The following is a 22,705-nucleotide window of genomic DNA, read 5'->3' on the forward strand; positions in this document are numbered from 1 at the left end:
TGTTCTCACTCAGGAGGCGATGACCCTGTTCTCTTTCGACCGCGCAGCAGCGGCGGAGCTGGTCCGCGCCTCGGACGAGGCGGCGGAGGCGCTTGCCTCCCAGGGGCTGCTGAGGTCCGTCGCTGCCGAGTACGCGCTGGGCGAGTTCCGCGGCGCGTACGCCGAGCTGTTCCGCCGAGTCTGCGTCTGCGACAGGGAGAACCGCGGTCGGCTGAGCGCCGAGCTGCACGAGCTCGCCGACACGGTTCGGCTCGTGGCGAGGAAGGCCGAGGAGGAGCGTCGGCGCCGGGAGGAGTACGCGGCCTGGGAGCGGCGGGCGGACGAGCGCGAGCAGCAGCGCCGCCTCGATCCGGTCGCGGCCCTCGCGGCGGGAGTCGAGGAGGTCGTCGACCGGCCGCCGTCCGATCGGCCGGTCGTGCCTCCGCCGATCCGTGCGCTGTTCTCCCCCCGGTCGGTGCCCCGCACGTCCCCGGGCGGCCCCGCCGCGGGAGGCACGACCTCCGCCGACCCCGAGCGCCTCGACGTCTTCGTCTCGCAGACCCGGCAGGCGGACGAGGCGATGCGCTCCCGGCTCCAGGATCTGATGGCCGCCTGGGGAGCCTTCGGCAACCGCTGCTCGTGGGCGCCGGTCGAGTCCTTCTCGGTGCTCCGGGGCTTCCGCGAGCTGCTGTCGATCGGTGCGGCCGACGCGACCTGGGTCGAGCAGATCTCCCTGGCCTTCACCGCCGCGGGTGGAGCGGCGCTCTCCGTTCCCGTCCTCGACGCCGTCGGCACCCTGGCGCGGCCCCGGGGCGGCCGGAGCCTGCTCGACTCCCTCGCGGCGCTCTCGTCCGACGATCTCGCGACACTCCTGGCGGCGTCGCCCGACCTCGCGGCGCGCCTCGGGCGACTGGCTCCGACCCTCGTGAACGACTGGTGGCGGAGCCTCGACTCCACGGACGGCGCGCGCTTCTCGCCGCAGCAGGAGGCGCTGGTCGCCGGTCTGCCCGGGGTGATCGGGAATCTGGAGGGTGTTCCCTACCGCGCCCGGGTGAGGGCGAACGAGAGGGCGCTGAGGGCGCGGATCGCGGCGCTGAGGAGCGAGGCGGCGGGCCTGCGCGGGAAGGCGGGCGACGGGGAGCGACTCGCGGCGGTGGAGTCGCAGCTGGTGGCGCTGAGGGACGTGCGGGCATCGCTCCGGCGCGGTCTCGGTCAGGACCCGCGCTTCCTCGTCTCCCTGACCGCCGACGAGCCTCCGCTCGCCGCCGTCTCGATCGGCGATCCCGACACCGCCACGAACGTCACCTACGCCGTCCCCGGGATGGGACAGACGACGGAGAGCATGACCCGATGGACGAAGGCGTCGCAGAATCTGCAGTCGCTCCTCCCGCCCGGCAGCGCCGTCGTCTCCTGGATCGGCTACGAGACCCCGCCGATGGCGCGGCTCGGCGGGAACGGCATGGACGTCCTCACCTCGAACCAGGCGGTCGCCGGCGGCGCCGCACTCGCCTCGGCTGTCCAGGGGCTCTCCGCGGTCCGGGGCGACGACCTGCCGAAGCCGAACGTCGTCGCACACTCCTACGGCAGCACCGTCATGGCCGTCGCCGCCTCGCGCTCGGACGTCGAGCTCGGGGTCGTCGTGACGCTGGGCTCGGCCGGCCTCCCGGACAGCGTCGACGAGGCGAGCGACCTGCACGCGGAATCCGTCTTCGCGGGGCAGGCGCGGGACAAGTACCTCGGCGAGACCGAGAGCGGCGACGAGGCCGCGTGGATGGGCCGCGCCTTCAGCTGGAACCACCACACGGATCCCGCTGACGAGGACTTCGGCGCGCGCGTCTTCGGTGTGGAGACCGGAGGCGACGCCGGGAGGATCGTGACGGATCACGCTGCACTGAAGAGTGACGACGGCGATCTCGCGGGGTATCTCGACAAGAACACCGAGTCCCTGCAGAACGCGGCGTGGGCCGTCTCCCGGCGACTCGACCGGCTGACCGAGAACCGGCCGCTCGGACCGACCGCCTTCCAGAAGGCGGTCGTGGGAGCCTCCCATGGCGGGTAGAGGCTCTCCTCAGCGGACGGGCGTCACGCTGACGGTCGCGGCTCTGCTGGTGATGTCGATGACCGCATGTGCAACGGAGAAGGAGGCGAGACCGGTGAGCACGATGAGTCCTCGGGAGGGTCGTGACCGGGTGGTGGGGTTCGTGCGGGACTCCGCGGGGCGGCTCGATGTGGAGGGGTGGTGGCCGCGGAGTGGCGCGGCCAGGCCCGATGTGTGCGGCCCCGGCGACCGGGTGAGCGGTGCGAGCTACAGCTACGACTGGTGGGCCCCGGCGGGCACCGATGTCGAGGGGGATGCGAGGAGGGTCGCGGACTACTGGGAGTCGCTGGGGATGACGGTGAGAGTGACCGATTCGACTCCGCGCCCGACGGTCTACGGGCAGGGCGGACCGGTGCTCCGGGCGAGCTTCGTCACCGGCGCTGTCGAGGAGATGTACATGATCGGGGCGGAGATGCCGTGCGCGCCCGGCGATTTCGAATCACTCCTCCTCGAGGACGAGGCTCAGCGCGCGGCGGGCGCGGTCCTTCCGGGTGATGAAGGGGTCGTCCCGAAGCCGGATCCGTGGGACCTCCCACTCCCCTCCGATCCGTCGGGTTCCGGCTCGGAGGGATGAGCCGCCCCGTCCACCGCGTCCGGATCGGAGATGCCGACGTCGCTTCCGTTGCCGGGGGAGGGGTCGGCCTCAGCGCGGTGCGCCCACCAGCTGCGCGACGTGCACGACGAAGGCGCGGCGGCGGTCGCGCGTCTCCTCCCCGCCCCGGGAGGCGAAGGGGGTGAGGTGCCAGATCTCGCAGAGGCCGAGGAGGGCGATGAAGAGGTCGTCGGCGGACCAGCTCGCGTCGACGACGCCGGTGCGCTGCCACTCGAGGACCCGGGCCTCGGGGGCGGGGACCCCGCCGAGCTGCTCGCCGGCCTCCTCCCAGACGCCGGCTCCCTCCAGGCGCGCCCACGTGAGCAGGCGCAGGAACTCCGGGTGCTCCCACACATGGTCGAACATGCGGCCCGCGAGGTCGGGGAGGTCCGCCGCCTCGGCGAGGAGCGTCTCGTCGAGAGCGCCGAGCGCCTCGACGACGGTCGCGACGAACAGGCCGCGCTTGCCGCCGTAGTAGGCGTAGAGCCGCTCCTTGTTCAGACCCGCCGCCGCGGCCACACGGTCGACCCGGGCGCCCGCGAAGCCGTGGGCGGCGAACTCGACGGAGGCGGCGCGGAGGATCCGCTCGCGTGCGGGCAGCGCCGCATCGGATGTCGGCTCCATGGTTCACCTCCAGGCGCTCGAACGATACACTCTTCTTCGCCCAACCAACTGGTTGGGGTGGTTCGGCCCAGATGACGCGGCTCGGATCCGGACCCGCCGGTCCCGCTCCGCTCCGTGTGAAAGGCCGCCATGCCCTCCCCGTCCGCTCCCTCCTCCGCCCGCCGCTGGTGGGTGCTCGTGATCCTCGCGCTCACGCAGCTCGTCGTCGTGCTCGACGGCACCATCGTCACGATCGCCCTCCCCGCCGCGCAGGCCTATCTCGGCCTCACCGACGTCGAGCGCCAGTGGGTCGTCACCGCCTACGCCCTCGCGTTCGGCGCGCTCCTGCTCCTGGGCGGCCGCATCGCCGACTACACCGGCCGCAAGCGCACCTACCTGATCGGCATGATCGGCTTCGGCGCCGCCTCCGCCTGGGGCGGCCTCGCCACCTCGGGCACCGAGCTGATCGCCGCCCGCGGGCTGCAGGGCGCCTTCGCCGCGCTGCTCGCCCCGGCCGCTCTGGCCCTCCTCACCGTCTCCTTCCCCTCCGGCCGCGAGCGGGGCACGGCCTTCGCCGTCTTCGGAGCGGTCGCCGGAGCGGGCGCCGCCGTCGGCCTCGTGCTGGGCGGGCTGCTCACCGAGTTCGCCGATTGGCGCTGGTGCCTCCTCGTCAACGTCCCCGTCGTCGTGGTCGGCGCGATCGCCGGCCAGCTGCTCGTCACCGAGAGCCGCGCGGAGGGGCGCAACCGCTTCGACGTCGCCGGGACGATCACCGTCGCGCTCGGGCTCGCGAGCGTCGTCTACGGCTTCACCCTCGCCGAGCAGGGCTGGCTCCGCGTCGACACCCTCGGCTTCCTCCTCGTCGGCGTGCTGCTGCTGGCCCTCTTCGTGCGGATCCAGGCCCGCTCCGACCACCCGTCGCTGCCGCTGCGCATCGTCGCCGACCGCGTCCGCGGCGGAGCCTTCCTGGTCCAGGCGATCGTCGGCAGCGTGATGATCGGCTCCACCCTCTACCTGACCCTGCACCTGCAGCTGGTCCTGGGCCTGCCGCCGCTCGAGGCGGGCCTGGCCAATCTGCCGATGACGGTGACGATCATGATCGTCGCCGGAGTCGCCGCCAAGCTGCTGCCGCGCATCGGCCCGCGCGTGCTGATGATCGTCGGCCCGCTGATCGCGGCGGCCGGGCTCCTCTACCTGAGCCGCATCACCCCCGACGGCGGCTACCTCCTCGAGGTGCTGCCCGCGCTGATCCTCCTGGGCATCGGCATGGCGATGGTCTTCGTGCCGCTGCAGAATCTCGCGCTCACCGGAGTCGCGGCCCACGACGCCGGTGCCGCCGGAGCGACCGCGAACGCCGCCATGCAGATCGGCGGCTCGATCGGGCTGTCGATCTTCACGACCCTCTACGCGGGAGTCGCGGGTGAGCAGCAGTCGCCGGTCGCCTTCGTCGACGGCTACTCCGCGGTCTTCGTCGCGGCCGCGATCGGGCTGGTCGTCGCCTCCGTCGTCGCCGTCGCGATGATCCGGGTGAAGAAGGAGGAGTTCCTCGCCCATGCTCCGAAGGAGGCCGTCGCCCACCTGGGCTGATCCCGGCCTAGGCTCGGAAGCGCTATGCAGCCACTGACCGAGACCGAGATCCGCGAGTCCTTCGTCAACGCCTCCCGCAAGGAGGTCGCCGATCTCGCGCTGCCGAAGGACTTCGACGCGCTGGACTGGTCGGTCATCGACCACCTCGGCTGGCGCGACCGGAGGATGGGCCGCCGCGCCTACGTCGTCGTGCCGCTGGAGGAGCGCCTCGTCGGGGTCCTGCTCACCCAGGCCGACGCCCTGCCGCGCTCGCGGGCGCAGTGCTCGTGGTGCCGCGACGTGCAGCTCCCGAACGACGTCGTCTTCTTCGGGGCGCGGAAGGCCGGAGCGGCCGGGCGGGCGGGGGACTCGCTCGGCACGCTCGTCTGCTCCCGCTTCGAGTGCTCGGTGAATGTGCGGCGGCGCCCGTCGGTGGCCTACATCGGGTTCGACCTCGAGGCGGCGCGGGCGCAGCGGATCGCGACTCTGCGGGCGCGCACCGAGGGCTTCGCGCGCGAGGTGCTCGGCGAGGCGTGACCGCGCTCAGCGGCGCGTGGACGCGCGCACGTGCATCCGCTCGCCCTGGCGGCCGAAGAGGCTGAGGAACTCGACCTGCTGCTCGTCGGCGCGGCCGAACCAGTGCGGCACCCGGGTGTCGAACTCGGCGGCCTCGCCGGCCGGCAGCACCAGATCGTGCTCGCCGAGCCGCAGGCGGAGCCGCCCGCTCAGCACGTAGAGCCACTCGAAGCCCTCGTGCGCGCGCTGCTCCGCCGGCTCCGTCACCGGCCCGGCCGGGAGCGTGTGCTTGAACGCCTGGAGCGCGCCCGCGTCGCGGCTGAGCGGCTGGATGAGCATGCCGTTCCGGCGCACCGGCCGCCCGTGCACGCGGGGATCCTCCGGCGCGGCGCCGACGAGCTCGTCGAGCGGCGCCCCGAGGGCGCGGGCGATCGGGAGGAGCAGCTCCAGCGTCGCGCGGCGGCCGCCGCTCTCGAGGCGCGAGAGAGTGCTCGCCGAGATGCCGGTCTCGGCCGCGAGGGACGCGAGCGTGCGGTCGCGGCGGGTGCGCAGGCGCCGGAGCCGTGGCCCGACGGCGGCGACGATCTCGTCGTCGGACGGGGCGGGCGGGGTCTCGGGCACGACGCCATCCTGGCACGGGCGGTCGCGCCGCATGCCGGGACGGCACGGATCCTCGCGGCCCGCCCCGGGGCGGCGGACCATCGACCCATGACCTCCACCGACGCCCCCACCGGCCCGTCCGTCCCCGCCCCCGCCGACGTCCTGATCCTCGGCGCCTCCTTCGCCGGCCTCGCCGCTGCCACCGCCCTCGGCCGCAGTCTCCGCGACGTCCTCGTCGTCGACGGCGGACCTCCACGCAACGCACCCTCGCCCGGTGCCCACAACGTGCTGACCCGCGACGGCGTCCCGCCCACGGAGCTGGTGCGCCTGGCGCGCGCCGAGGCCGAGGGCTACGGGGCCCGGGTGATCGAGGGCGAGGCGATCCGCGCCTCCGCGGGACCCGAGGGCGTGACCGCGACCCTCGCCGACGGCACGGTCCTCCGCGCGCGCCGCCTCCTGCTCGCGACCGGCGTCCGCGACCTGCTGCCGGAGATCCCCGGGCTCGGCGCCCGCTGGGGACGGGACGTCCTGCACTGCCCCTACTGCCACGGCTTCGAGGTGCGCGGCCGGCGGATCGGCGTGCTCGGCAGCTCGTTCGCCGGGCACCAGGCGCAGATGTTCCGACAGCTCAGCGACCGGACGTCGATCCTGCTCCACGGCGCACCGGCGCCCGCCGGCGACGAGGCGGCGGCGCTGGCCGCCCGCGGGATCGCTCTCGTGCCGGGTCGCGTCGAGAAGGTCCTCGTCGAGGACGACCGCCTGGTCGGCGTGGTGATCGACGGTCGGCGGCACGAGCTCGACGCGCTCGTCGTCGGCCCGCGGGTCGAGGGGCGGCTCCCCGAGGGGCTCGGCCTCGAGCTCGCCGACCACCCGTCGGGAGTCGCGCGGCACCTCGCCGTCGATCCGATGGGCCGGACCGGCGTCGCCGGGGTCTTCGCCGCGGGCTCGCTGGTCGAGCCGATGGCTCAGGTCGTCGCCTCGTCCACCGACGGGCTGCGCGTGGGCGCGGCGATCAACCACGACCTGATCGAGGAGGAGATCGCCGACGCGCTGCAGGCCGCCTGACGCGCGCTCAGCGGCGGCGGTACTCCAGTTCCGGGCGGCCGGGGGAGCCGTAGCGGGGCGCGCGGTCCGCCACTCCGGAGTCGGCGAGGTGCTCGAGGTAGCGGCGGGCCGTCACCCGCGAGATGTCGAGGCGGGTGGCGAGCTCGGCCGCCGAGAGGCCGACGGGGCCCAGCAGCGCGGTGACGGCCTCGAGGGTCTGGGCCGAGAGCCCCTTGGCCAGACCCGGGGCGTTGGAGGTGCGGAGCGCCGCGAAGGCCCCGTCCACCTCGTGCTGGCTGGCGACGTCGGCGCCGTGCATCCGCTCGCGGTACGACCGGTAGCTGGCGAGCTTGGCGGCGAACGCGCTGAAGACGAACGGCTTGATCAGGTACTGCACGATGCCGGCGGCGACGGAGGCGCGCACGTTCGCGGCGTCGCGGACGGCGGTGATCGCGATGACGTCGACGTCCAGGCCCGCCGCCCGGACGGCCCGGCAGAGGTCGAGGCCGCCCATGTCCGGCAGGTTCATGTCGAGCAGGATCAGCGCGATGCCCGGGTCCGCGCGCAGGGCCCGGATCGCCTCCGCGCCGCTGCCGGCGACCGCGGCCACCTCGAAGCCGTCGACCCGCCGGACGTAGTCTGCGTGGGCGCTCGCGGTCAGCGGCTCGTCCTCGACGACGAGCACCCGGATCACGACGCCACCCGCGCGGGCAGCGGCAGCTGCACCGTGAACACCGCGCCGACGTGGCGCGAGACCTCGATCGAGCCGCCGAGCCGCTCCACCACCTGCTGCACCAGCGCCAGGCCGATGCCGCGGCCGAAGCCGTCCGACTCCTTCGTCGAGTAGCCGCGCGCGAAGACGTCGGCGGCGCTCGCGACTCCGGGGCCGCTGTCCGACACCTGCACCACCAGCTCGCCCTCCGCGAGGCCGAGGTAGACCTCCACCCACGGCTCGCGGTCCGGAGCGGAGGAGGCGGCCGCGTCGAGGGCGTTGTCGATCAGGTTGCCCAGCACCGTCACGAGGTCCCCGGGCTCCAGCCCCTGCGTGCCGGGCTCGAGGTGCGTCTCGAAGTGCAGCTCGACGCCGCGCTCGCGGGCCTGTGCGGCCTTGCCCAGCAGCAGGGCGGCGATCACCGGCTCCTGCACGGAGCCGAGGACCCGGTCGGCCAGGCGCTGGCTGAGGTTCAGCTCGCCGGCGGCGAACGCGAGCGCCTCGTCGGGCCGGCCGAGCTCGATCAGCGACGCGATGGTGTGCAGGCGGTTCGAGAACTCGTGGGTCTGCGAGCGCAGCGCGTCCGAGAGGGTGCGCAGCGACTCCAGCTCGCCGCTCACCCGCTGCAGCTCGGTGCGGTCCCGGAGCGTGACGACCGTGCCCAGGGGGCGGGCGCCGGGGGAGGCGGCGGGCCGCTCGTTCACCACGAGGATCCGCTCGCGAGCCACGACCAGGCGGTCCGAGACGGGCTCGTCGTCCTGCAGCAGCTCGCGCAGGGCGACGGGGAGGTCGAGCTCGGCGACCGGCACCGGCGTCCGCACGCCCTCGAGCCCGAGCAGCTCCAGCGCGTGGTCGTTGGCGAGCACCAGTCGGCCGCGGTCGTCGACCAGCAGCAGCCCCTCCCGCACCGAGTGCAGGACGGACTCGTAGTAGGCGAAGACCTGGCTCATCTGCTCCGGGCCCCGCCCGCCTGTGACCCGCCTCAGGTAGCGGGCGAGGAGCCACGAGCCGAGCGCGCCGAGCGCGACCGCCCCGAGCGCGCCCCACGCGACGACCTGCACGCGGGCGGCGAAGGAGGCGTCCACGGCCGAGAGCGTGACGCCCGCCGACACGAGCGCGACGACCGCGCCGTCGGCGTCCTCGATCGGCGCGACGGCGCGGACGGAGGGCCCGAGCGTGCCGGTGTACGTCTCGGTGAAGGTCCGCCCCTCCAGCGCGGGCTCGATCGTGCCCTGGAACGGCAGGCCGATCCGGTCGCGGTCGCGGTGGGTGTACCGGGTGCGGTCGGGGGCCATGATCGTGAGGAAGTCGACGCCGGTGTCCCGCATGACCTCCTCGGCGTACGGCTGCAGGCTCGCGGAGGGATCCGCACCGGCCGTCGACTCGAGGACGAACGGATTGTCGGCCACCGTCCGCGCCACGACAAGGCTCCGCTGGGCGGCCTCGTCGCCCGCCCGGCTCCGCGCGTCGAGGGCCAGCACCGCGACGGCCGCCGCGGCTATCAGCAGGATGCTCAGCAGCTGCACGGCGAACAGGCGCGCGGCGATGCTGCCGCGCGGTCCGCGTGCGCTCGGCGTCCTGACCATGCCACTCCCTCGTGAGCGAGCGCTCGGGGCGCCCCGCCGTGAACAGTATGAACGCAACCGTGCCGGGCTCCGGAGGCGGGGCCACCATCGTCCTACCCCCTCACCTCGACGAAGAGAAGGACACCCCCATGGCGAAGACGCCTCAGACGCCGTCCGACCGGCTGATCCCCGCGGTCACCCCTCCGAAGACCCGGCGGCGCATCGACCGGAACCACTGGCTCTACATCGCCGTCATCATCGCCGTGGTCGCCGGCGTCGTGGTCGGACTCGTCGCTCCCGCCTTCGCGGCGACGCTCGAGCCCGTCGGCAAGGCCTTCGTCGGACTGATCAAGATGATGATCGCGCCGATCATCTTCTGCACCATCGTCATCGGCATCGGCTCCATCGCGAAGGCCGCCACGGTCGGCAAGGTCGGCGGACTCGCGCTGGGCTACTTCATCGTGATGTCGACCTTCGCCCTGGCGATCGGCCTCGTCGTCGGCAACATCCTGCACCCGGGCGAGGGCCTCGACATCTCGAGCGCCACCTACGACACCAGCGACCTCAAGGCCGAGAGCACCAGCGACTTCGTCCTCGGGATCATCCCCGTCTCGCTGTTCTCCTCGCTCGTGGACGGCAGCATCCTGCAGACCCTCTTCGTCGCGCTGCTCGTCGGCTTCGCACTGCAGAAGATGGGCGCCAAGGGCCAGCCGATCCTCGGAGCGATCAAGCAGCTCCAGGTCCTGGTCTTCCGCATCCTCTCGATGGTGCTCTGGGTCGCCCCGATCGGCGCGTTCGGCGCCATCGCCGCGGTCGTCGGCAAGACCGGCTGGGGAGCGGTCGTCGCTCTCGCCACCCTGATGATCGGCTTCTACATCACCTGCGCGATCTTCGTGGTCGTCGTCCTCGGCCTGCTGCTGCGCCTGGTGACCGGCGTGAGCATCTTCTCGCTGATGAAGTACCTGGCCCGCGAGTACCTGCTCATCGTCGGCACCTCCTCCTCGGAGGCGGCGCTGCCCCGCCTGATCGCGAAGATGGAGCACCTCGGCGTCTCCAAGCCCGTCGTCGGCATCACCGTGCCCACCGGCTACTCCTTCAACCTCGACGGCACGGCGATCTACCTCACGATGGCGTCGCTGTTCATCGCCTCGGCCACCGGAGCGCCGATGTCGATCCCGGAGCAGATCGGCCTCCTCCTCTTCATGATGATCGCCTCGAAGGGCGCCGCGGGCGTCACCGGAGCGGGCCTGGCCACGCTGGCCGGCGGCCTCCAGTCCTTCCGTCCCGACCTGGTCAACGGCGTCGGCGTGATCGTCGGCATCGACCGCTTCATGTCCGAGGCCCGCGCGGTCACCAACTTCACCGGCAACGCGGTCGCCACCCTTCTCGTGGGCACCTGGACCAAGCAGATCGACATGGTGCAGGTCCGCGAGGTGCTCGGCGGGCGCTCGCCCTTCGACGAGACCACGCTCGGAGCGGACGAGCACGAGGCCCCCGCGTCGGGGACCTCGATCACCGAGGGGATCGCCTCGATCCAGGACTCCGACGAGGCGTCGCGGATGCGCGCGGAGATCGCGGCCAAGCGCTAGCCGATCCGATCGCGAAGGCCCCGCCTCCCGGAACCGATCCGGGAGGCGGGGCCTCCGTCGTGCGCGGGTCAGTGCCTCCGCACCCCGAGCAGAGGCAGGGTCACCGAGCAGAGCGGCCCGATCAGCACCGCGAAGAGGAGGGTGCCGAGGCCGGCGTCGCCGCCGAGGGCCCAGCCGATGAGCAGCACCGTGAGCTCGACGCCCGAGCGCGCCACCCAGATCGGCAGGCCCGTGCGGGTGTGCAGGCCCAGCATCAGTCCGTCGCGGGGCCCCGGACCGAGGTGGGCGCCGATGTAGATCCCGCTCGCGACCGCCAGCAGAACGAGACCGCCTGCGAAGAGCAGGCCGCGGGCCCACCACTCCTCCGGCGTCGCCAGCACACGCAGTCCGACGTCGATCATCGTGCCGACCACGAGCACGTTCAGCACGGTGCCGAGACCGGGCCGCTGTCGGAGGGGGATCCACAGCAGCAGGACGAGCAGGCCGATCACGTTCGTGAGCAGTCCGATCCCGAGCCCGGTCTGGTGCGCGACCCCCTGGGCGAAGACGGTCCACGGGTCCACGCCGATCGCCGCGCGGATCATCATCGCGTCGGCGAATCCGTAGAGGATCAGGCCCACCAGCAGGCGCGGCACGGGTCGGAGGCGCCACTGGCCCGCTGGGGGAGCGGCGGCGGCAACGGGAGCGGTGAGGGTCATGGACTCATCACAGCGCGACATTGGCCTTCTTCGCGCGGTCCAATCCGGCTACCTTGGACGCATGGCTGATGTCCACTTCGGCGCGCGCGCCCTGCAGACCCTCCTCGGCGACTGGCGCGAGCAGCGCGGCACGCGGCCCGCCTACCTCGCGCTGGCCGATCGGATCCGCCTCCTCGGGATCGACGGCCGCATCCCCGCGGGCAGCCGCCTGCCCGCCGAGCGCGAGCTCTCGGCCCGCCTCGGCGTCAGCCGCACGACCGTGGCCGCCGCGTACCGCGAGCTGCGCGACAGCGGCTACCTCGTCAGCGTGCGCGGCTCCGGCAGCGTCACCCGCCTGCCGGGAGCGGCCGTGCACGCGGTGCCCTCGCTCGCGCCGGACTTCCTCGACTTCACCAAGGCGGCCCTGCCCGCCGTCCCCGAGCTGGCCGAGGCCTACACCCGCGCGGCGCAGGCGGCCCCCGAGCACTTCGACTCCGGCTCCTACGACACGGTCGGTCTGCCGGTGCTGCGCCGCGCGATCGCCGAGCGCTACACCGCGCGGGGTCTGCGCACCGAGCCCGGCCAGATCATGGTGACCATCGGCGCGCAGCACGCGATCGCGCTCGTCGCCCGCACGCTGCTCGCGCGGGGTGACCGGGCGCTGATCGAGGCCCCGACCTACCCGCACGCCTACGAGGCCCTCCGGCTGGCCGGCGCGCGGCTCGTGCCGGTGAACGTCGACGGGGCGGACGGCTGGGACGGAGAGGGCCTGATCGCCGCGCTGCGCGGCACGAGCCCGAGCCTGGCCTACCTGATGCCCGACTTCCACAACCCGACGGGCCGCTCCATGGCCCCCGAGCTGCGGGAGCGGGCGATCGCCGCCGCGGCCCGGCAGGGCACGCTGATCATCGCCGACGAGACGACGGCCGAGCTCGATATCGACCGGCGGATGACGCCGCTGCCGTTCGCCGCCTATGGGCCCGAGGGGACGGTGCTCTCGATCGGCTCCGTCGGCAAGACACTGTGGGGCGGCATCCGGATCGGCTGGATCCGCGCCGAGCGGGCGGTGATCCGCAAGCTGGCGCTGGCGCGCTCGGCGAGCGACCTCGGCACGCCGATCCTGGAGCAGCTCCTGGTCGCGGACATGCTCGGCCGTATGGACGGCGTGCTGGAGCTGCGGCGCTCGCAGCTGCGCGCCGGCCGCGACCACCTCGAGGCGGCCCTGGCGCGCGCGATCCCGGAGTGGAGCGTGCCGCGGGTCTCGGGCGGCCTCTCCACCTGGGTGGGCCTGGGCCGGCCGGCGAGCTCGCAGCTCGCGCTCGCCGCCCGGACGGCGGGCCTGCTGATCACCGCGGGCCCGCGCTTCGGGATCGACGGCGCCTTCGAGCGCTTCCTCCGCATCCCGATCGGCTACTCGCCCGAGGCGACCGACCGGGCCGTGGAGGCGCTCGCGACGGCCTGGGCGCAGGTCGCCCGGCACCCGGCGGCCGACCCGGGGTACCTCGCCGACGTGGTCTGAGGTGGAGTACCCGCCGGGCGTGTGAGATCGTTCTCTCATGAGCGACGGGTACGGCTACCTGCTGGTCCACTTCGTGGAGGACCGGACCGGCCACAGCGAGAAGATCTTCTTCTCGCTCAGCCGGGGCGACGATCCGCTGCGCTGGCGGGCGCTCGGGCCGGTGCTGGAGTGGACCGGCGGCACGGGCGGCGTCCGCGACCCCCACATCGTCCGCGGGCCGCGGGGCTTCCACCTCGTCGCCACCGATCTCCGCGTCTGGCGGCCCGAGGGCCCGGACTGGGACCTCTACCGGCACCGGGGGAGCCGCGACCTCGTGGTCTGGGACTCCCCGGACCTCCTCGAGTGGTCCGAGCCGCGCGCGGTCGCCGTCGCTCCCGAGGGCGCGGGCATGGCCTGGGCGCCGGAGTCGGTCTACGACCCGGTCTCGGGCGACTTCCTCGTGCACTGGTCCTCCGGCCTGGCCGAGGACGGCGACCCCGCCACCGGCGAGACGGGCGACAGCCGCATCCTGATGTCCCGCACGCGCGACTTCCGCACGTTCACCGAGCCCGAGACCTACCTGCGGCTGCCCGGCGGAGTGATCGACATGACGCTGCTGATCGAGGGCACGGCCGTCCACCGCTTCGCCAAGCAGCACGACGAGGCCCCCGACACGATGCAGGTGTTCCAGCAGGTCGGCTCCTCCCTCCTCGCGGACGACTTCGCCACCGTCGCCCGGGGGATCGGGCAGGAGCTCGGCCCGAGCATCGAGGGGCCGCTGGTCTTCCGGCACCACCGCGAGGAGCGCTGGTCGCTCTGGGTCGACCAGTACGCCCTCCGCCCCTACGGCTACCGCGCCTACACGAGCACCGACCCGGCCTCGGGCCGCTGGGAGCTCGCGGAGGAGTTCGACCTGCCCGAGGACACCAAGCACGGAGCGGTCCTCCCGCTCACCCGATCCGAGTACACGGCGCTCGACGAGCGCCACCCCGCCTGAGAGGCCCCGCATGACCGACTTCAGCCCCCGTCTCGCCGACGCCCTCGTCACCGTCCTCGGTGCCGACGGCGCTCCGCTCGCCCACGCCGACGTGACGGTCGAGCAGCGCCGCCACGCCTTCGCCTTCGGCTGCACCCCTCCGAGCACCGACCCCGCGCGCGCCGAGGAGCGCCGGCTCTGGCTCGACCTGTTCGACACGGCGACGCTCCCCGTCTACTGGGGCCGCTTCGAGCCGGAGCGCGGCCGCACCGCGACGGAGGAGGTGCTCGCCGAGGCGCGCGCGCTCGCCGCGGACGGCGTCCGCCTGAAGGGGCACCCGCTGGTCTGGCACTACGTGAAGCCGGAGTGGCTCGACGCGCTGCCGCTGGACGAGGCCGAGCAGCTCCTCCGCGCGCGCATCCGCCGGGAGGTGGGCGCCTTCGCCGGGCTGATCGACACCTGGGACGCGATCAACGAGGTCGTCATCATGCCGCGCTTCGCGAACGAGCCGGACGGCGTGACGAACGCCGTCACCCGCCTCGCCCGCGAGAAGGGACGCGTCGGCATGGTCGAGCTGGCCTTCTCGGAGGCGCGCAGCCTCGGCACCGGACCGGTGCTCGTGCTGAACGACTTCGACCTCGGGCCCGAGTACGAGCGGCTGATCGAGGACGTGCTCGAGGCCGGGATCCGGCCCGATGCGATCGGCCTGCAGTCGCACATGCACCAGGGGTTCCGCGGGGAGGAGCAGATCACGGCGATCTGCGACAGGTTCGCGCGCTTCGGCCTGCCGCTGCACTGGACCGAGACCACCCTCGTCTCGGGCGAGCTGATGCCCGCCGAGATCGAGGACCTCAACGACCACGTGGTCGAGCACTGGCCGACCACTCCGGAGGGGGAGGCGCGGCAGGCGGACGAGATGGTGCGGCACTACGAGACGCTGGTCGCGCATCCGGCGGTCGAGGCGATCACCTACTGGGGCTTCGACGACGCCGGAGCCTGGCTCGGAGCGCCGGGCGGGTTCCTCCGCCGCGACGGGAGCCCGAAGCCGGCCTACGAGGCGCTGCGCTCGCGGATCCGCGGGGACTGGTGGCTCGAGCCGACGGTGCTCCGGACGGACGCCGAGGGGCGCATCGGCGTCCGGGCCTTCGCCGGGGACTTCGCGCTCTCGAGCGCGGGGGCGGGCGCTGCAGTGAGCCTCCCTGTCGGGTCGTCGACGGCGGAGGTCCGCCTGGGCTGAGGGCGTCCGGGCCGGCCGGTGGCGCGGGTCGCCCCGTCGCGCGCCCCGGAACGCCGCGTCCCTCCCAACACTCAGTCGGCTGATGGAAGACTCGGAGGGTGCATCTCCTCGCGGTCCTCAGCATGAAGAACCGGGCGCTCATCGCGCTCGTCACCGTCGTCATCGCCGTCTTCGGCGGAGTCGCCCTGACCGGGCTCAAGCAGGAGCTCGCGCCGTCGATCTCCTTCCCGCAGCTCGCCGTCGTCACGTCCTACCCGGGCGCCGCTCCGGAGGTGGTCAACGACGACGTCTCGACGCCGATCGAGACCGCCATCCAGGGGGTGCCGGGGCTCGAGACGACCAGCGCGACGTCCTCCACGGACTCCTCCCTCATCTCGGCGTCCTTCACCTACGGCACCGACCTCGCCACCGCCGAGCAGAAGATCCTGCAGGCGATCAACCGGATCAAGAGCACGCTCCCGGACGGCGTCGACCCGCAGGTGGTCACCGGCTCCCTCGACGACCTGCCGGTGCTGCAGCTCGCCGTGTCGAGCGACGGCGACGCGGACGCGCTGGCCGAGCGCCTGCGCACCACGGTCATTCCGGACCTGGAGAAGGTCGAGGGCGTGCGCGAGGCGGCGCTCGTCGGCGAGACCGCCCAGCGCGTCACGATCACCCCGGACGACGCGGCGCTCGCCGCGGCCGGCCTCTCGACCGGCGACATCCGCTCGGCCCTGCAGCAGAACGGCGTGCTCGTCGCGGGCGGACAGATCACCCAGGACGGGTCGACCTTCTCGGTGCAGTCGGGCGTCAAGCTCGACTCGACCGACGCGATCGCGGCGCTGCCGCTGCTGCCGTCCGCAGGTGCCTCCGCGGGTGCGGGCGGCGCCGGTGCGTCAGCGGGCGCGGGTGCCTCCGCGGGCTCCGGCGCTTCGGCGGGCGGCTCCGACGCCGGAGCGGCGGCGGGAGTCGCGGCCGTGACCGCGGAGCCGACCGTCACCACCCTCGGCTCCGTCGCGACCGTCGCCGTCACCGACGCCCCCGTCACCTCGATCTCGCGCGTCAACGGCCAGCCCGCCCTGACCCTCTCGATCACCAAGCTCCCCGCCGCGAACACCGTCGACGTGTCGACCGGCGTGGCCGCGCTGCTCCCGGACCTCGAGGAGTCGATCGGCGACAACGCCGCCTTCACCCCGGTCTTCGACCAGGCGCCCTACATCCAGGAGTCGATCGCGTCGCTCGCGCAGGAGGGGGCGCTCGGCCTCGTCTTCGCCGTGCTGGTGATCCTGCTGTTCCTGCTGTCGGTGCGCTCGACCCTGGTCACGGCCATCTCGATCCCGACCTCGGTGCTGATCACCTTCATCGGCCTGCAGACGGCCGGCTACACCCTCAACATCCTGACCCTCGGCGCGCTCACCATCGCGATCGGCCGTGTGGTCGACGACTCCATCGTCGTGATCGAGAACATCAAGCGGCACCTCGACGCGGGTGAGGACCGGGCCCGGACCATCGCGGTCGCCGTCCGCGAGGTCGCCGGCGCGATCACCGCCTCCACGATCACCACGGTCGCGGTGTTCCTGCCGATCTCGTTCGTCGGCGGCACCACGGGCGAGCTGTTCCGGCCCTTCGCGCTGACCGTGTCGATCGCCCTGCTCGCCTCCCTCGTGGTGGCGCTGACGATCGTGCCGGTGCTCGCCTACTGGTTCCTCCGACCCTCGAAGCGGCCGGCGGTGCGCCAGGCCGCGCAGGCGGCGCTCGCGGAGGAGCGCGCGGCGGCCGGAGGAGCACCCGCCTCGGGCGTCCCGGCCGACACCGCCGCGCCGGTCGAGGAGGCCCCGCACCACGGCGCCCACGCCGCTCCCCGGCGGGCGCGCGGGCTGCAGTCGGTGTACGGCCCGATCATCCACTGGACGCTGAAGCACTCGGTCGTCACCGTCCTCCTCGCGCTGCTCGTGCTCGTCGGGACCGGTGCGCTGTACCCGCTGATGAAGACGAACTTCCTCGGCTCCAGCGGGCAGGACACCTTCACCGTCACCCAGACGGTCCCCGTCGGCCAGAGCCTCGACGCGCAGGACGCGACGGCGCAGCAGGCGAGCACGGCGATCCTCGGCGTCGGCGGCGTCGAGACCGTCCAGCTCACCGTCGGCTCCTCCGGCGGTCTGCAGAGCGCGTTCGGCGGGGGAGGAGGCGGCGGCACCTCGATCCGCTACTCCGTCACCACCGATGAGTCGGCCGACCAGGAGGCCGTGCAGGCGGACGTCCGCGACGCGCTGTCGGGCGTCGCCTCGGCCGAGGACATCAGCGTCGCCGCCTCCTCCGGCTTCGGCGCCTCCTCGGACATCGAGGTCGACCTCTCGACCGCCTCGCAGAGCGACCTCCAGAGCGCGAGCGACCAGCTCCTCGAGGCCCTGCGCGGGACCGATGGGATCAGCCAGGCCGAGAGCAACCTCTCCTCCTCGCTGCCCTACATCGCGGTGCGGGTCGACCGCGACGCCGCGGCGCGGGCGGGGCTCAGCGAGGTCGCCGTGGGCACGATCGTCAGCCAGGCGCTCCAGCCCAGCCAGGTCGGCAGCGTCGTGATCGACGACCGCACCCTCTCGATCTATCTGGCCGACGGGCAGCCGCCGGCCACCGTGGACGAGCTGCGGAACCTCGAGGTGCCGACCCTCACCGGCACCGTCGCGCTCTCCACCCTCGCGGCGGTCGAGCAGACGGACGGTCCGGCGAGCATCACCACCGAGCGTGGCCAGCGCACCGCGACCATCACCGTCACCCCGGAGGGCGACGACCTCGCCTCGGCCAACGTCGCCGTGCAGAACGCGATCGACGCGACGGCGCTTCCGGCCGGTGTCGACGCCTCCCTCGGCGGAGTGACCGCCGACCAGGCCGACGCGTTCTCGCAGCTGGGCATCGCGCTGCTGGTCGCGATCCTGATCGTCTACGTCGTGATGGTGGCGACGTTCCGCTCGCTCCTGCAGCCGCTGCTCCTGCTCGTGTCCGTGCCGTTCGCGGCGACCGGCGCGATCCTCCTGCAGGTGATCACCGGCGTGCCGCTGGGCGTGCCGTCCCTGATCGGCGTGCTGATGCTGATCGGCATCGTCGTCACCAACGCGATCGTGCTCGTGGACCTGGTGAACCAGTACCGCGATCGCGGGATGCCGGTGCGGGAGGCGCTGCTGCACGGCACCGAGCGGCGGCTCCGGCCCATCCTGATGACCGCCCTCGCGACGATCTTCGCCCTCCTGCCGATGGCGCTGGGGATCACGGGCCACGGCGGCTTCATCTCGCAGCCGCTGGCGATCGTCGTGATCGGCGGCCTGGTGTCCTCGACGGTGCTGACCCTCGTGGTCCTGCCCGTCGTCTACAACCTTGTCGAGGGGTATCGTGAGCGGCGGCGTGCCGCCCGCGCCGGGAAGGCGTCGGCATGACGGACATCAGGGATGCGGCCGAGACGGTCGGCTCGCGCTGGCGCAGCGGCCCGGAGCGCGCCACCGCGGTCCTCGACGAGATCGGTCCGGAGCGCTTCGTCGCCCGCGACTTCCGCCCGGGCACGCTCCGGCACCTCGTCCTGATCCGCTTCCGCCCGACGGCGCTGGTCGCCGAGGCGGACGAGGTCACCCGCCGCTTCCTCGCCCTGGCCGACGAGTGCGTCCGAGACGGACGGCCCTACATCGAGTCGATCGAGACCGGGCCGCAGCTGAGCATCGAGGGCGCGGGCGAGGGCTTCGACCGCGCGTTCCTGCTGAGCTTCTCCTCCGAGGGCGACCTGCACTACTACCTGGGCCGGCCGGCCGTCGAGGACCCCGCGCACTGGGATCCGGCGCACGACGCGTTCAAGGAGTTCGTCGGGCCGTTCGTCGACACGGCCGGCATCGTCGCGTTCGACTTCCGACCCGAAGAGCACTGATGGCGACTCCCGACTTCGTGCTGCGGCTGCGCGAGCGGATCGGGACCGAGCTGCTCTGGCTCACCGGCGTGACCGCGGTGATCCTCCGGGAGGAGCCGGCGCTCGAGGTCCTGCTCGTCCGGCGCGCCGACACCGGCGCCTGGACGGCCGTCACCGGGATCATCGACCCGGGCGAGACCGTCGCCGGCACCGCCCGCCGCGAGGCGCAGGAGGAGGCGGGCGTCGAGATCGAGGTCGAGCGCCTCGTGCAGGTGCACACCCTCCCACCGATGCAGTACCCCAACGGGGACCGCTCGCAGTACCTCGACCACGTGGTGCGCTGCCGCTGGATCTCGGGGGAGGCCCACGTCGCGGACGACGAGTCGACCGAGGTCGGCTGGTTCGCGCCCGACGCGCTGCCGCCGATGTCGGACGAGCACCGCGCCCGGATCCAGCGGGCACTGTCGGACGAGCCGGGCTGCTCGATCGACTGACGGCGGGGGTGCGCGCCGGACGAGGCGGGGCCGCCTCTCGGGAGCGGCACACGCCTCGGAGCGGGCGCTGCTCAGACCGGACGCGCGAAGCAGAGCACCGCGTCGTCGCCGACGTGGGCTCCGAAGCCGTCGATCGCCGTGAAGCCGAGCGCTCCGGCCGCTGGGGCGAGCTCCGGAGCGGCGGCCAGGCGCAGCGTGCGGATCCGCTGCACCCGCGCCCACGACTCCGCCGCCGCGACGAGCCGTCGGGCGACTCCCGTGCGCCGGTGGACGGAGGCGACCACGAGCTCCAGCACCTCGGCGAAGTCGTCCGGGCCGGGAGCGAGCACCAGCACGCCGGACGCCGCCCCGTCGATCCGGGCGATCAGGACGCGGGCGTGCGGGGGCGGGACCGCGGCGAGGAGGCCCTCCGCTCCGGCTGCGTCCTCGAGGCGGACGACGACTCCGCTCACGAGCCCAGGTGGGCGCGGAGGAACTCGACGACTCGAGCACGCAGAGCGTCGTCGAGCAGCGCGATCGAGTGCAGCGAGCCGGGGAGGACGAGGAGGTCGACGCTCGAGCCCGCTCCGCGCAGCGCCTCGGCGAAGCGGGTCGACTGGCTGAGCGCGACCCGTTCGTGCGCCGCGTGCGCGATGAGGAACGGCGGCTCGGAGCCGTCCACCTGCGCGAGGGGCGAGGCGGCGGTGGCGGCCGGGCAGGAGGCGAGGTCCGCGCAGTCGAGGTAGCTGCGCACGGCGGCCGCGACTCCGACCACCGGGTCGTCGTCGGCGAGGCCGGCGGCGCTGAGATCGGAGGGGCCGCTCAGGTCGACCACGGCGGCCAGGCGCGACGAGGTCGCCGGCAGCGTGCCGAGCAGAGAGGCGAGGTTGCCGCCGGCCGAGCCGCCGAAGGCCGCCACCCGCTCCGGATCGATGCCGAAGCGCGCGGTCTGCTCCGGCTCGAGCAGCCAGTCGAGGGCGGCCGTCACATCGTCGAGCTGCGCGGGGAACACGGCGGCGGGCGCGAGGCGGTAGTCGACCGAGACGGCGACGAACCCCTCCGATCCGAGCCACTGGCAGATCGGGCGCCAGTTCGCGTCGGCCTTGCCTCCACGGGCCCAGCTGCCGCCGTGCACGACGAGGACGGCGGGCCGCGGCTCCGCCGACGGGGCAGGGGAGGAGCAGACGTCGACGCTCTGCCCGGTGCTCGCGTCGTAGACGACGTCGGCCGTCACGCTCACGCCGGACCAGTCGGGTGCAGGTGCCGCTCCGAGCGCCTGCGCCACCGGCTCCGAGACGGGAGTGGTGCTCGCGCAGCCCGAGAGGAGGAGTGCGAGGGCGGCCAGGACCGCGGCGACGCGTCGCGGGGATCGGGTGGGCTCGCGCATGAGTGCGATCAGCGTACGGGGTGCCCGGCGCCCCGGATGCGGCACCCCCGCGATCAGGGGGTGCCGGGCTCGCGCTGCAGCCGGACCAGGACGACCCCCGCGAGGATCAGCGCGCCGCCGCCGAACTGGATCGGCGCGGGCAGCTCGCCGAGGATCAGCCACGCGGCCGCGATCGAGAACAGCACCTCCGTCAGGCCGACGAAGGAGGCGATCCGCGTGCCGAGACGGCGTCCGCCCTCGATCCCGAGCAGATACGCCAGCACCGTCGACATGCCGAGGATCACGCCCGCGGGGAGGAGCCAGCTGACCTCCGCTCCGACGAACACCACCTCTCCGAAGGTCGCGCGCAGCGGTGTGACGCCGAGCGCCCCGAGTGCCAGCAGGATCGCGGCGCCGACCGTCATCGCCCCCGCCGTGAGCGCGATCGGCGGCAGCTCCGGATCCACTCGGCCGGCGATGACGTAGTAGACGCACAGGCCGAGCGAGGCGGTCAGCGCCCAGGCGATGCCGACCAGCTCGGGGGTCGACTCGCCGGACAGGTCGAGCACGAGCACCAGGCCGCCGAGCGCGAGAGCGGAGCCGGCGAGGGTGAAGCGGCCGGGGTGCCGGCGGGTGCGCGCCCAGGCGAGGAGGACGAGGAACACCGGCGCGAGGTACTCGATCAGCAGGGCGACGCCGACCGACATGTGCTCGATCGCGCTGTAGAAGCAGAGCTGCGCGGCGATCACGGCGAAGACTCCGTAGAGGGCGATCGTGCCGAGGTTGCGGCGGAGCACGGGCCAACGGCCGCGGAGGGACAGGACCGCCGGGATCGCGAGGATCAGGGCGGCGCCGCCCGCGCGCCAGAGGACCGCGGACGCCGGCGTCCAGCCCGCCTCGAGGAGCGGCTTCACGAACGGCCCGCCCAGACCGAACGCCGCCGACGCGGCCAGCGCCGCGACGAGGCCCGAGCCGAGGCGCCGTGCAGGCGCGGGCGCGCTCGCGGCGGGGAGGGTGACGGCGGCGGTGCTCTCGGCGGTCATGGCCGGCTCCTTCAGGAGTCAAAAGGATTACACTCGTGACAGCGAGCTGATCGCACACTACTGAGCCGCACTGTCAGGAGTCAACATGGTGTTCGCCTATGACGTCGAGGCGTCACTGACCTCCACCGCCACCCTCGTCAACACGCTCCCCGAGCTGTCGCCGTCCGGCGAGGACGAGATGGCGACGATCGAGCAGCTGGACGACTTCCTCCTCCAGAACCGCTACACGGGCAGCCGCGACGGATCGGCCGAGGAACTGGAGGCCGTGCGGGCGATCCGCTCCTCCCTCCGCACCCTCTGGCTCACGCGCGCCGAGGAGGACCTCGTCCCCGTCGTCAACGGGATGCTCGACTCCGGCCGCGCGCTCCCGCAGCTGGTCCGGCACGGACCCTACGGCTGGCACCTCCACGCGACGCGCGACGAGAGCCCGCTCGCCACTCGCATCCTGGTCGAGGCCGCCATGGCGTTCGTCGACGTGATCCGCGGCGACGAGCGCGAGCGGATCCGCGTCTGCGCGGCGGAGGACTGCGAGGCGGTGCTCGTGGACTTCTCCCGCAACCGCTCGAAGCGCTACTGCGACACGGGCAACTGCGGCAATCGCGCGAACGTGGCCGCGTACCGCGCTCGGCGGGCGTCGCAGTAGCGGACGGGTGGTCGGTGGGCGCGGGCTCGCGCGTCGATCGTGCTGCGGCTCGGGGCGGGGGGG

General features: G+C 73.5%; 21 protein-coding genes. 13 read left to right on the plus strand and 8 right to left on the minus strand.

All coding sequences use genetic code 11. From position 1 onward, the window contains the following. Positions 1-19 precede the first annotated feature (19 nt). Complete coding sequence (locus tag C5C71_RS04790; RefSeq protein ID WP_104337229.1) at positions 20-2,038, plus strand: alpha/beta hydrolase; 2,019 nt, start codon at positions 20-22, stop codon at positions 2,036-2,038. Positions 2,039-2,132: 94 nt separating this feature from the next. Next, the gene (locus C5C71_RS04795) at positions 2,133-2,651 is read left to right on the plus strand and encodes a hypothetical protein (protein WP_146084423.1); all 519 of its coding nucleotides are present in this window, start codon (positions 2,133-2,135) and stop codon (positions 2,649-2,651) included. Positions 2,652-2,720: 69 nt separating this feature from the next. Here the strand turns inward: C5C71_RS04795 and C5C71_RS04800 are convergent, their stop codons facing one another. Next, positions 2,721-3,293 (minus strand): TetR family transcriptional regulator, encoded by a 573-nt coding sequence (locus C5C71_RS04800; RefSeq protein WP_104222850.1) that lies wholly within the window; start codon positions 3,291-3,293, stop codon positions 2,721-2,723. Positions 3,294-3,422: 129 nt separating this feature from the next. Here C5C71_RS04800 and C5C71_RS04805 point away from each other — a divergent pair, with 129 nt between their 5' ends. Next, complete coding sequence (locus C5C71_RS04805) at positions 3,423-4,859, plus strand: MFS transporter (protein WP_104337231.1); 1,437 nt, start codon at positions 3,423-3,425, stop codon at positions 4,857-4,859. 24 nt (positions 4,860-4,883) lie between these two features. Continuing rightward, positions 4,884-5,375 (plus strand): FBP domain-containing protein, encoded by a 492-nt coding sequence (locus C5C71_RS04810; RefSeq protein ID WP_104222848.1) that lies wholly within the window; start codon positions 4,884-4,886, stop codon positions 5,373-5,375. Between the two features lie 6 nt (positions 5,376-5,381). Here the strand turns inward: C5C71_RS04810 and C5C71_RS04815 are convergent, their stop codons facing one another. After that, complete coding sequence (locus tag C5C71_RS04815) at positions 5,382-5,975, minus strand: helix-turn-helix domain-containing protein (RefSeq protein ID WP_104283164.1); 594 nt, start codon at positions 5,973-5,975, stop codon at positions 5,382-5,384. An 87-nt stretch (positions 5,976-6,062) separates the two neighbouring features. Between C5C71_RS04815 and C5C71_RS04820 the strand changes: the two genes are divergently transcribed. After that, positions 6,063-7,019 (plus strand): NAD(P)/FAD-dependent oxidoreductase, encoded by a 957-nt coding sequence (locus tag C5C71_RS04820; RefSeq protein WP_104337232.1) that lies wholly within the window; start codon positions 6,063-6,065, stop codon positions 7,017-7,019. A 7-nt stretch (positions 7,020-7,026) separates the two neighbouring features. Here C5C71_RS04820 and C5C71_RS04825 read toward each other — a convergent pair whose 3' ends face one another. Together C5C71_RS04825 and C5C71_RS04830 are read right to left on the minus strand one after the other, a co-directional pair. Further along, on the minus strand, positions 7,027-7,692 hold the full coding sequence (locus tag C5C71_RS04825; protein WP_104223809.1) for a response regulator: 666 nt from the start codon (positions 7,690-7,692) through the stop codon (positions 7,027-7,029). Continuing rightward, on the minus strand, positions 7,689-9,296 hold the full coding sequence (locus C5C71_RS04830; protein WP_104260395.1) for a sensor histidine kinase: 1,608 nt from the start codon (positions 9,294-9,296) through the stop codon (positions 7,689-7,691). Before C5C71_RS04830 ends, C5C71_RS04825 begins: the two co-directional genes overlap by 4 nt. Before the next feature lie 128 nt (positions 9,297-9,424). On the opposite strand from C5C71_RS04830, the gene C5C71_RS04835 reads away from it, so the two are divergent. After that, on the plus strand, positions 9,425-10,864 hold the full coding sequence (locus C5C71_RS04835) for a cation:dicarboxylate symporter family transporter (protein WP_104223811.1): 1,440 nt from the start codon (positions 9,425-9,427) through the stop codon (positions 10,862-10,864). Between the two features lie 68 nt (positions 10,865-10,932). On the opposite strand, the gene C5C71_RS04840 is transcribed toward C5C71_RS04835, so the two are convergent. Then, positions 10,933-11,562, minus strand: a complete 630-nt coding sequence (locus C5C71_RS04840) for a YitT family protein (protein WP_374953113.1) — start codon at positions 11,560-11,562, stop codon at positions 10,933-10,935. Positions 11,563-11,623: 61 nt separating this feature from the next. Here C5C71_RS04840 and C5C71_RS04845 point away from each other — a divergent pair, with 61 nt between their 5' ends. The 6 genes from C5C71_RS04845 to C5C71_RS04870 all read left to right on the plus strand — a co-directional run bounded on the left by C5C71_RS04845 (position 11,624) and on the right by C5C71_RS04870 (position 19,611). Next, the gene (locus C5C71_RS04845; RefSeq protein ID WP_104257666.1) at positions 11,624-13,060 is read left to right on the plus strand and encodes a PLP-dependent aminotransferase family protein; all 1,437 of its coding nucleotides are present in this window, start codon (positions 11,624-11,626) and stop codon (positions 13,058-13,060) included. Positions 13,061-13,097: 37 nt separating this feature from the next. Continuing rightward, positions 13,098-14,036, plus strand: a complete 939-nt coding sequence (locus tag C5C71_RS04850; RefSeq protein WP_104333246.1) for a glycoside hydrolase family 43 protein — start codon at positions 13,098-13,100, stop codon at positions 14,034-14,036. Between the two features lie 10 nt (positions 14,037-14,046). After that, positions 14,047-15,252, plus strand: coding sequence for an endo-1,4-beta-xylanase (locus C5C71_RS04855; RefSeq protein ID WP_104337233.1), 1,206 nt, complete (start codon positions 14,047-14,049; stop codon positions 15,250-15,252). A 98-nt stretch (positions 15,253-15,350) separates the two neighbouring features. Then, positions 15,351-18,659, plus strand: coding sequence for an efflux RND transporter permease subunit (locus C5C71_RS04860; RefSeq protein ID WP_104337234.1), 3,309 nt, complete (start codon positions 15,351-15,353; stop codon positions 18,657-18,659). Continuing rightward, complete coding sequence (locus C5C71_RS04865; RefSeq protein ID WP_104337235.1) at positions 18,656-19,138, plus strand: Dabb family protein; 483 nt, start codon at positions 18,656-18,658, stop codon at positions 19,136-19,138. Before C5C71_RS04860 ends, C5C71_RS04865 begins: the two co-directional genes overlap by 4 nt. Beyond that, positions 19,138-19,611 carry an NUDIX domain-containing protein gene (locus C5C71_RS04870; protein WP_104246894.1) on the plus strand — a complete coding sequence of 158 codons (474 nt, stop codon included), beginning with the start codon at positions 19,138-19,140 and terminating at the stop codon, positions 19,609-19,611. The genes C5C71_RS04865 and C5C71_RS04870 overlap by 1 nt, the downstream gene beginning before the upstream one ends. A 71-nt stretch (positions 19,612-19,682) precedes the next feature. On the opposite strand, the gene C5C71_RS04875 is transcribed toward C5C71_RS04870, so the two are convergent. From C5C71_RS04875 to C5C71_RS04885, 3 genes are read right to left on the minus strand one after another with little or no spacing between them, the layout of a single operon-like run. Next, on the minus strand, positions 19,683-20,063 hold the full coding sequence (locus C5C71_RS04875; RefSeq protein ID WP_104337236.1) for a GNAT family N-acetyltransferase: 381 nt from the start codon (positions 20,061-20,063) through the stop codon (positions 19,683-19,685). Then, positions 20,060-20,977 carry an alpha/beta hydrolase gene (locus C5C71_RS04880; protein WP_104337237.1) on the minus strand — a complete coding sequence of 306 codons (918 nt, stop codon included), beginning with the start codon at positions 20,975-20,977 and terminating at the stop codon, positions 20,060-20,062. The genes C5C71_RS04875 and C5C71_RS04880 overlap by 4 nt, the downstream gene beginning before the upstream one ends. Before the next feature lie 53 nt (positions 20,978-21,030). Then, on the minus strand, positions 21,031-21,999 hold the full coding sequence (locus C5C71_RS04885) for a DMT family transporter (RefSeq protein WP_104257663.1): 969 nt from the start codon (positions 21,997-21,999) through the stop codon (positions 21,031-21,033). 85 nt (positions 22,000-22,084) lie between these two features. Between C5C71_RS04885 and C5C71_RS04890 the strand changes: the two genes are divergently transcribed. Next, positions 22,085-22,642 carry a CGNR zinc finger domain-containing protein gene (locus tag C5C71_RS04890; protein WP_104309369.1) on the plus strand — a complete coding sequence of 186 codons (558 nt, stop codon included), beginning with the start codon at positions 22,085-22,087 and terminating at the stop codon, positions 22,640-22,642. Positions 22,643-22,705 lie beyond the last annotated feature (63 nt).

Source organism: Rathayibacter sp. AY1C1, assembly GCF_002932105.1.
Taxonomy (GTDB): Bacteria; Actinomycetota; Actinomycetes; order Actinomycetales; family Microbacteriaceae; genus Rathayibacter.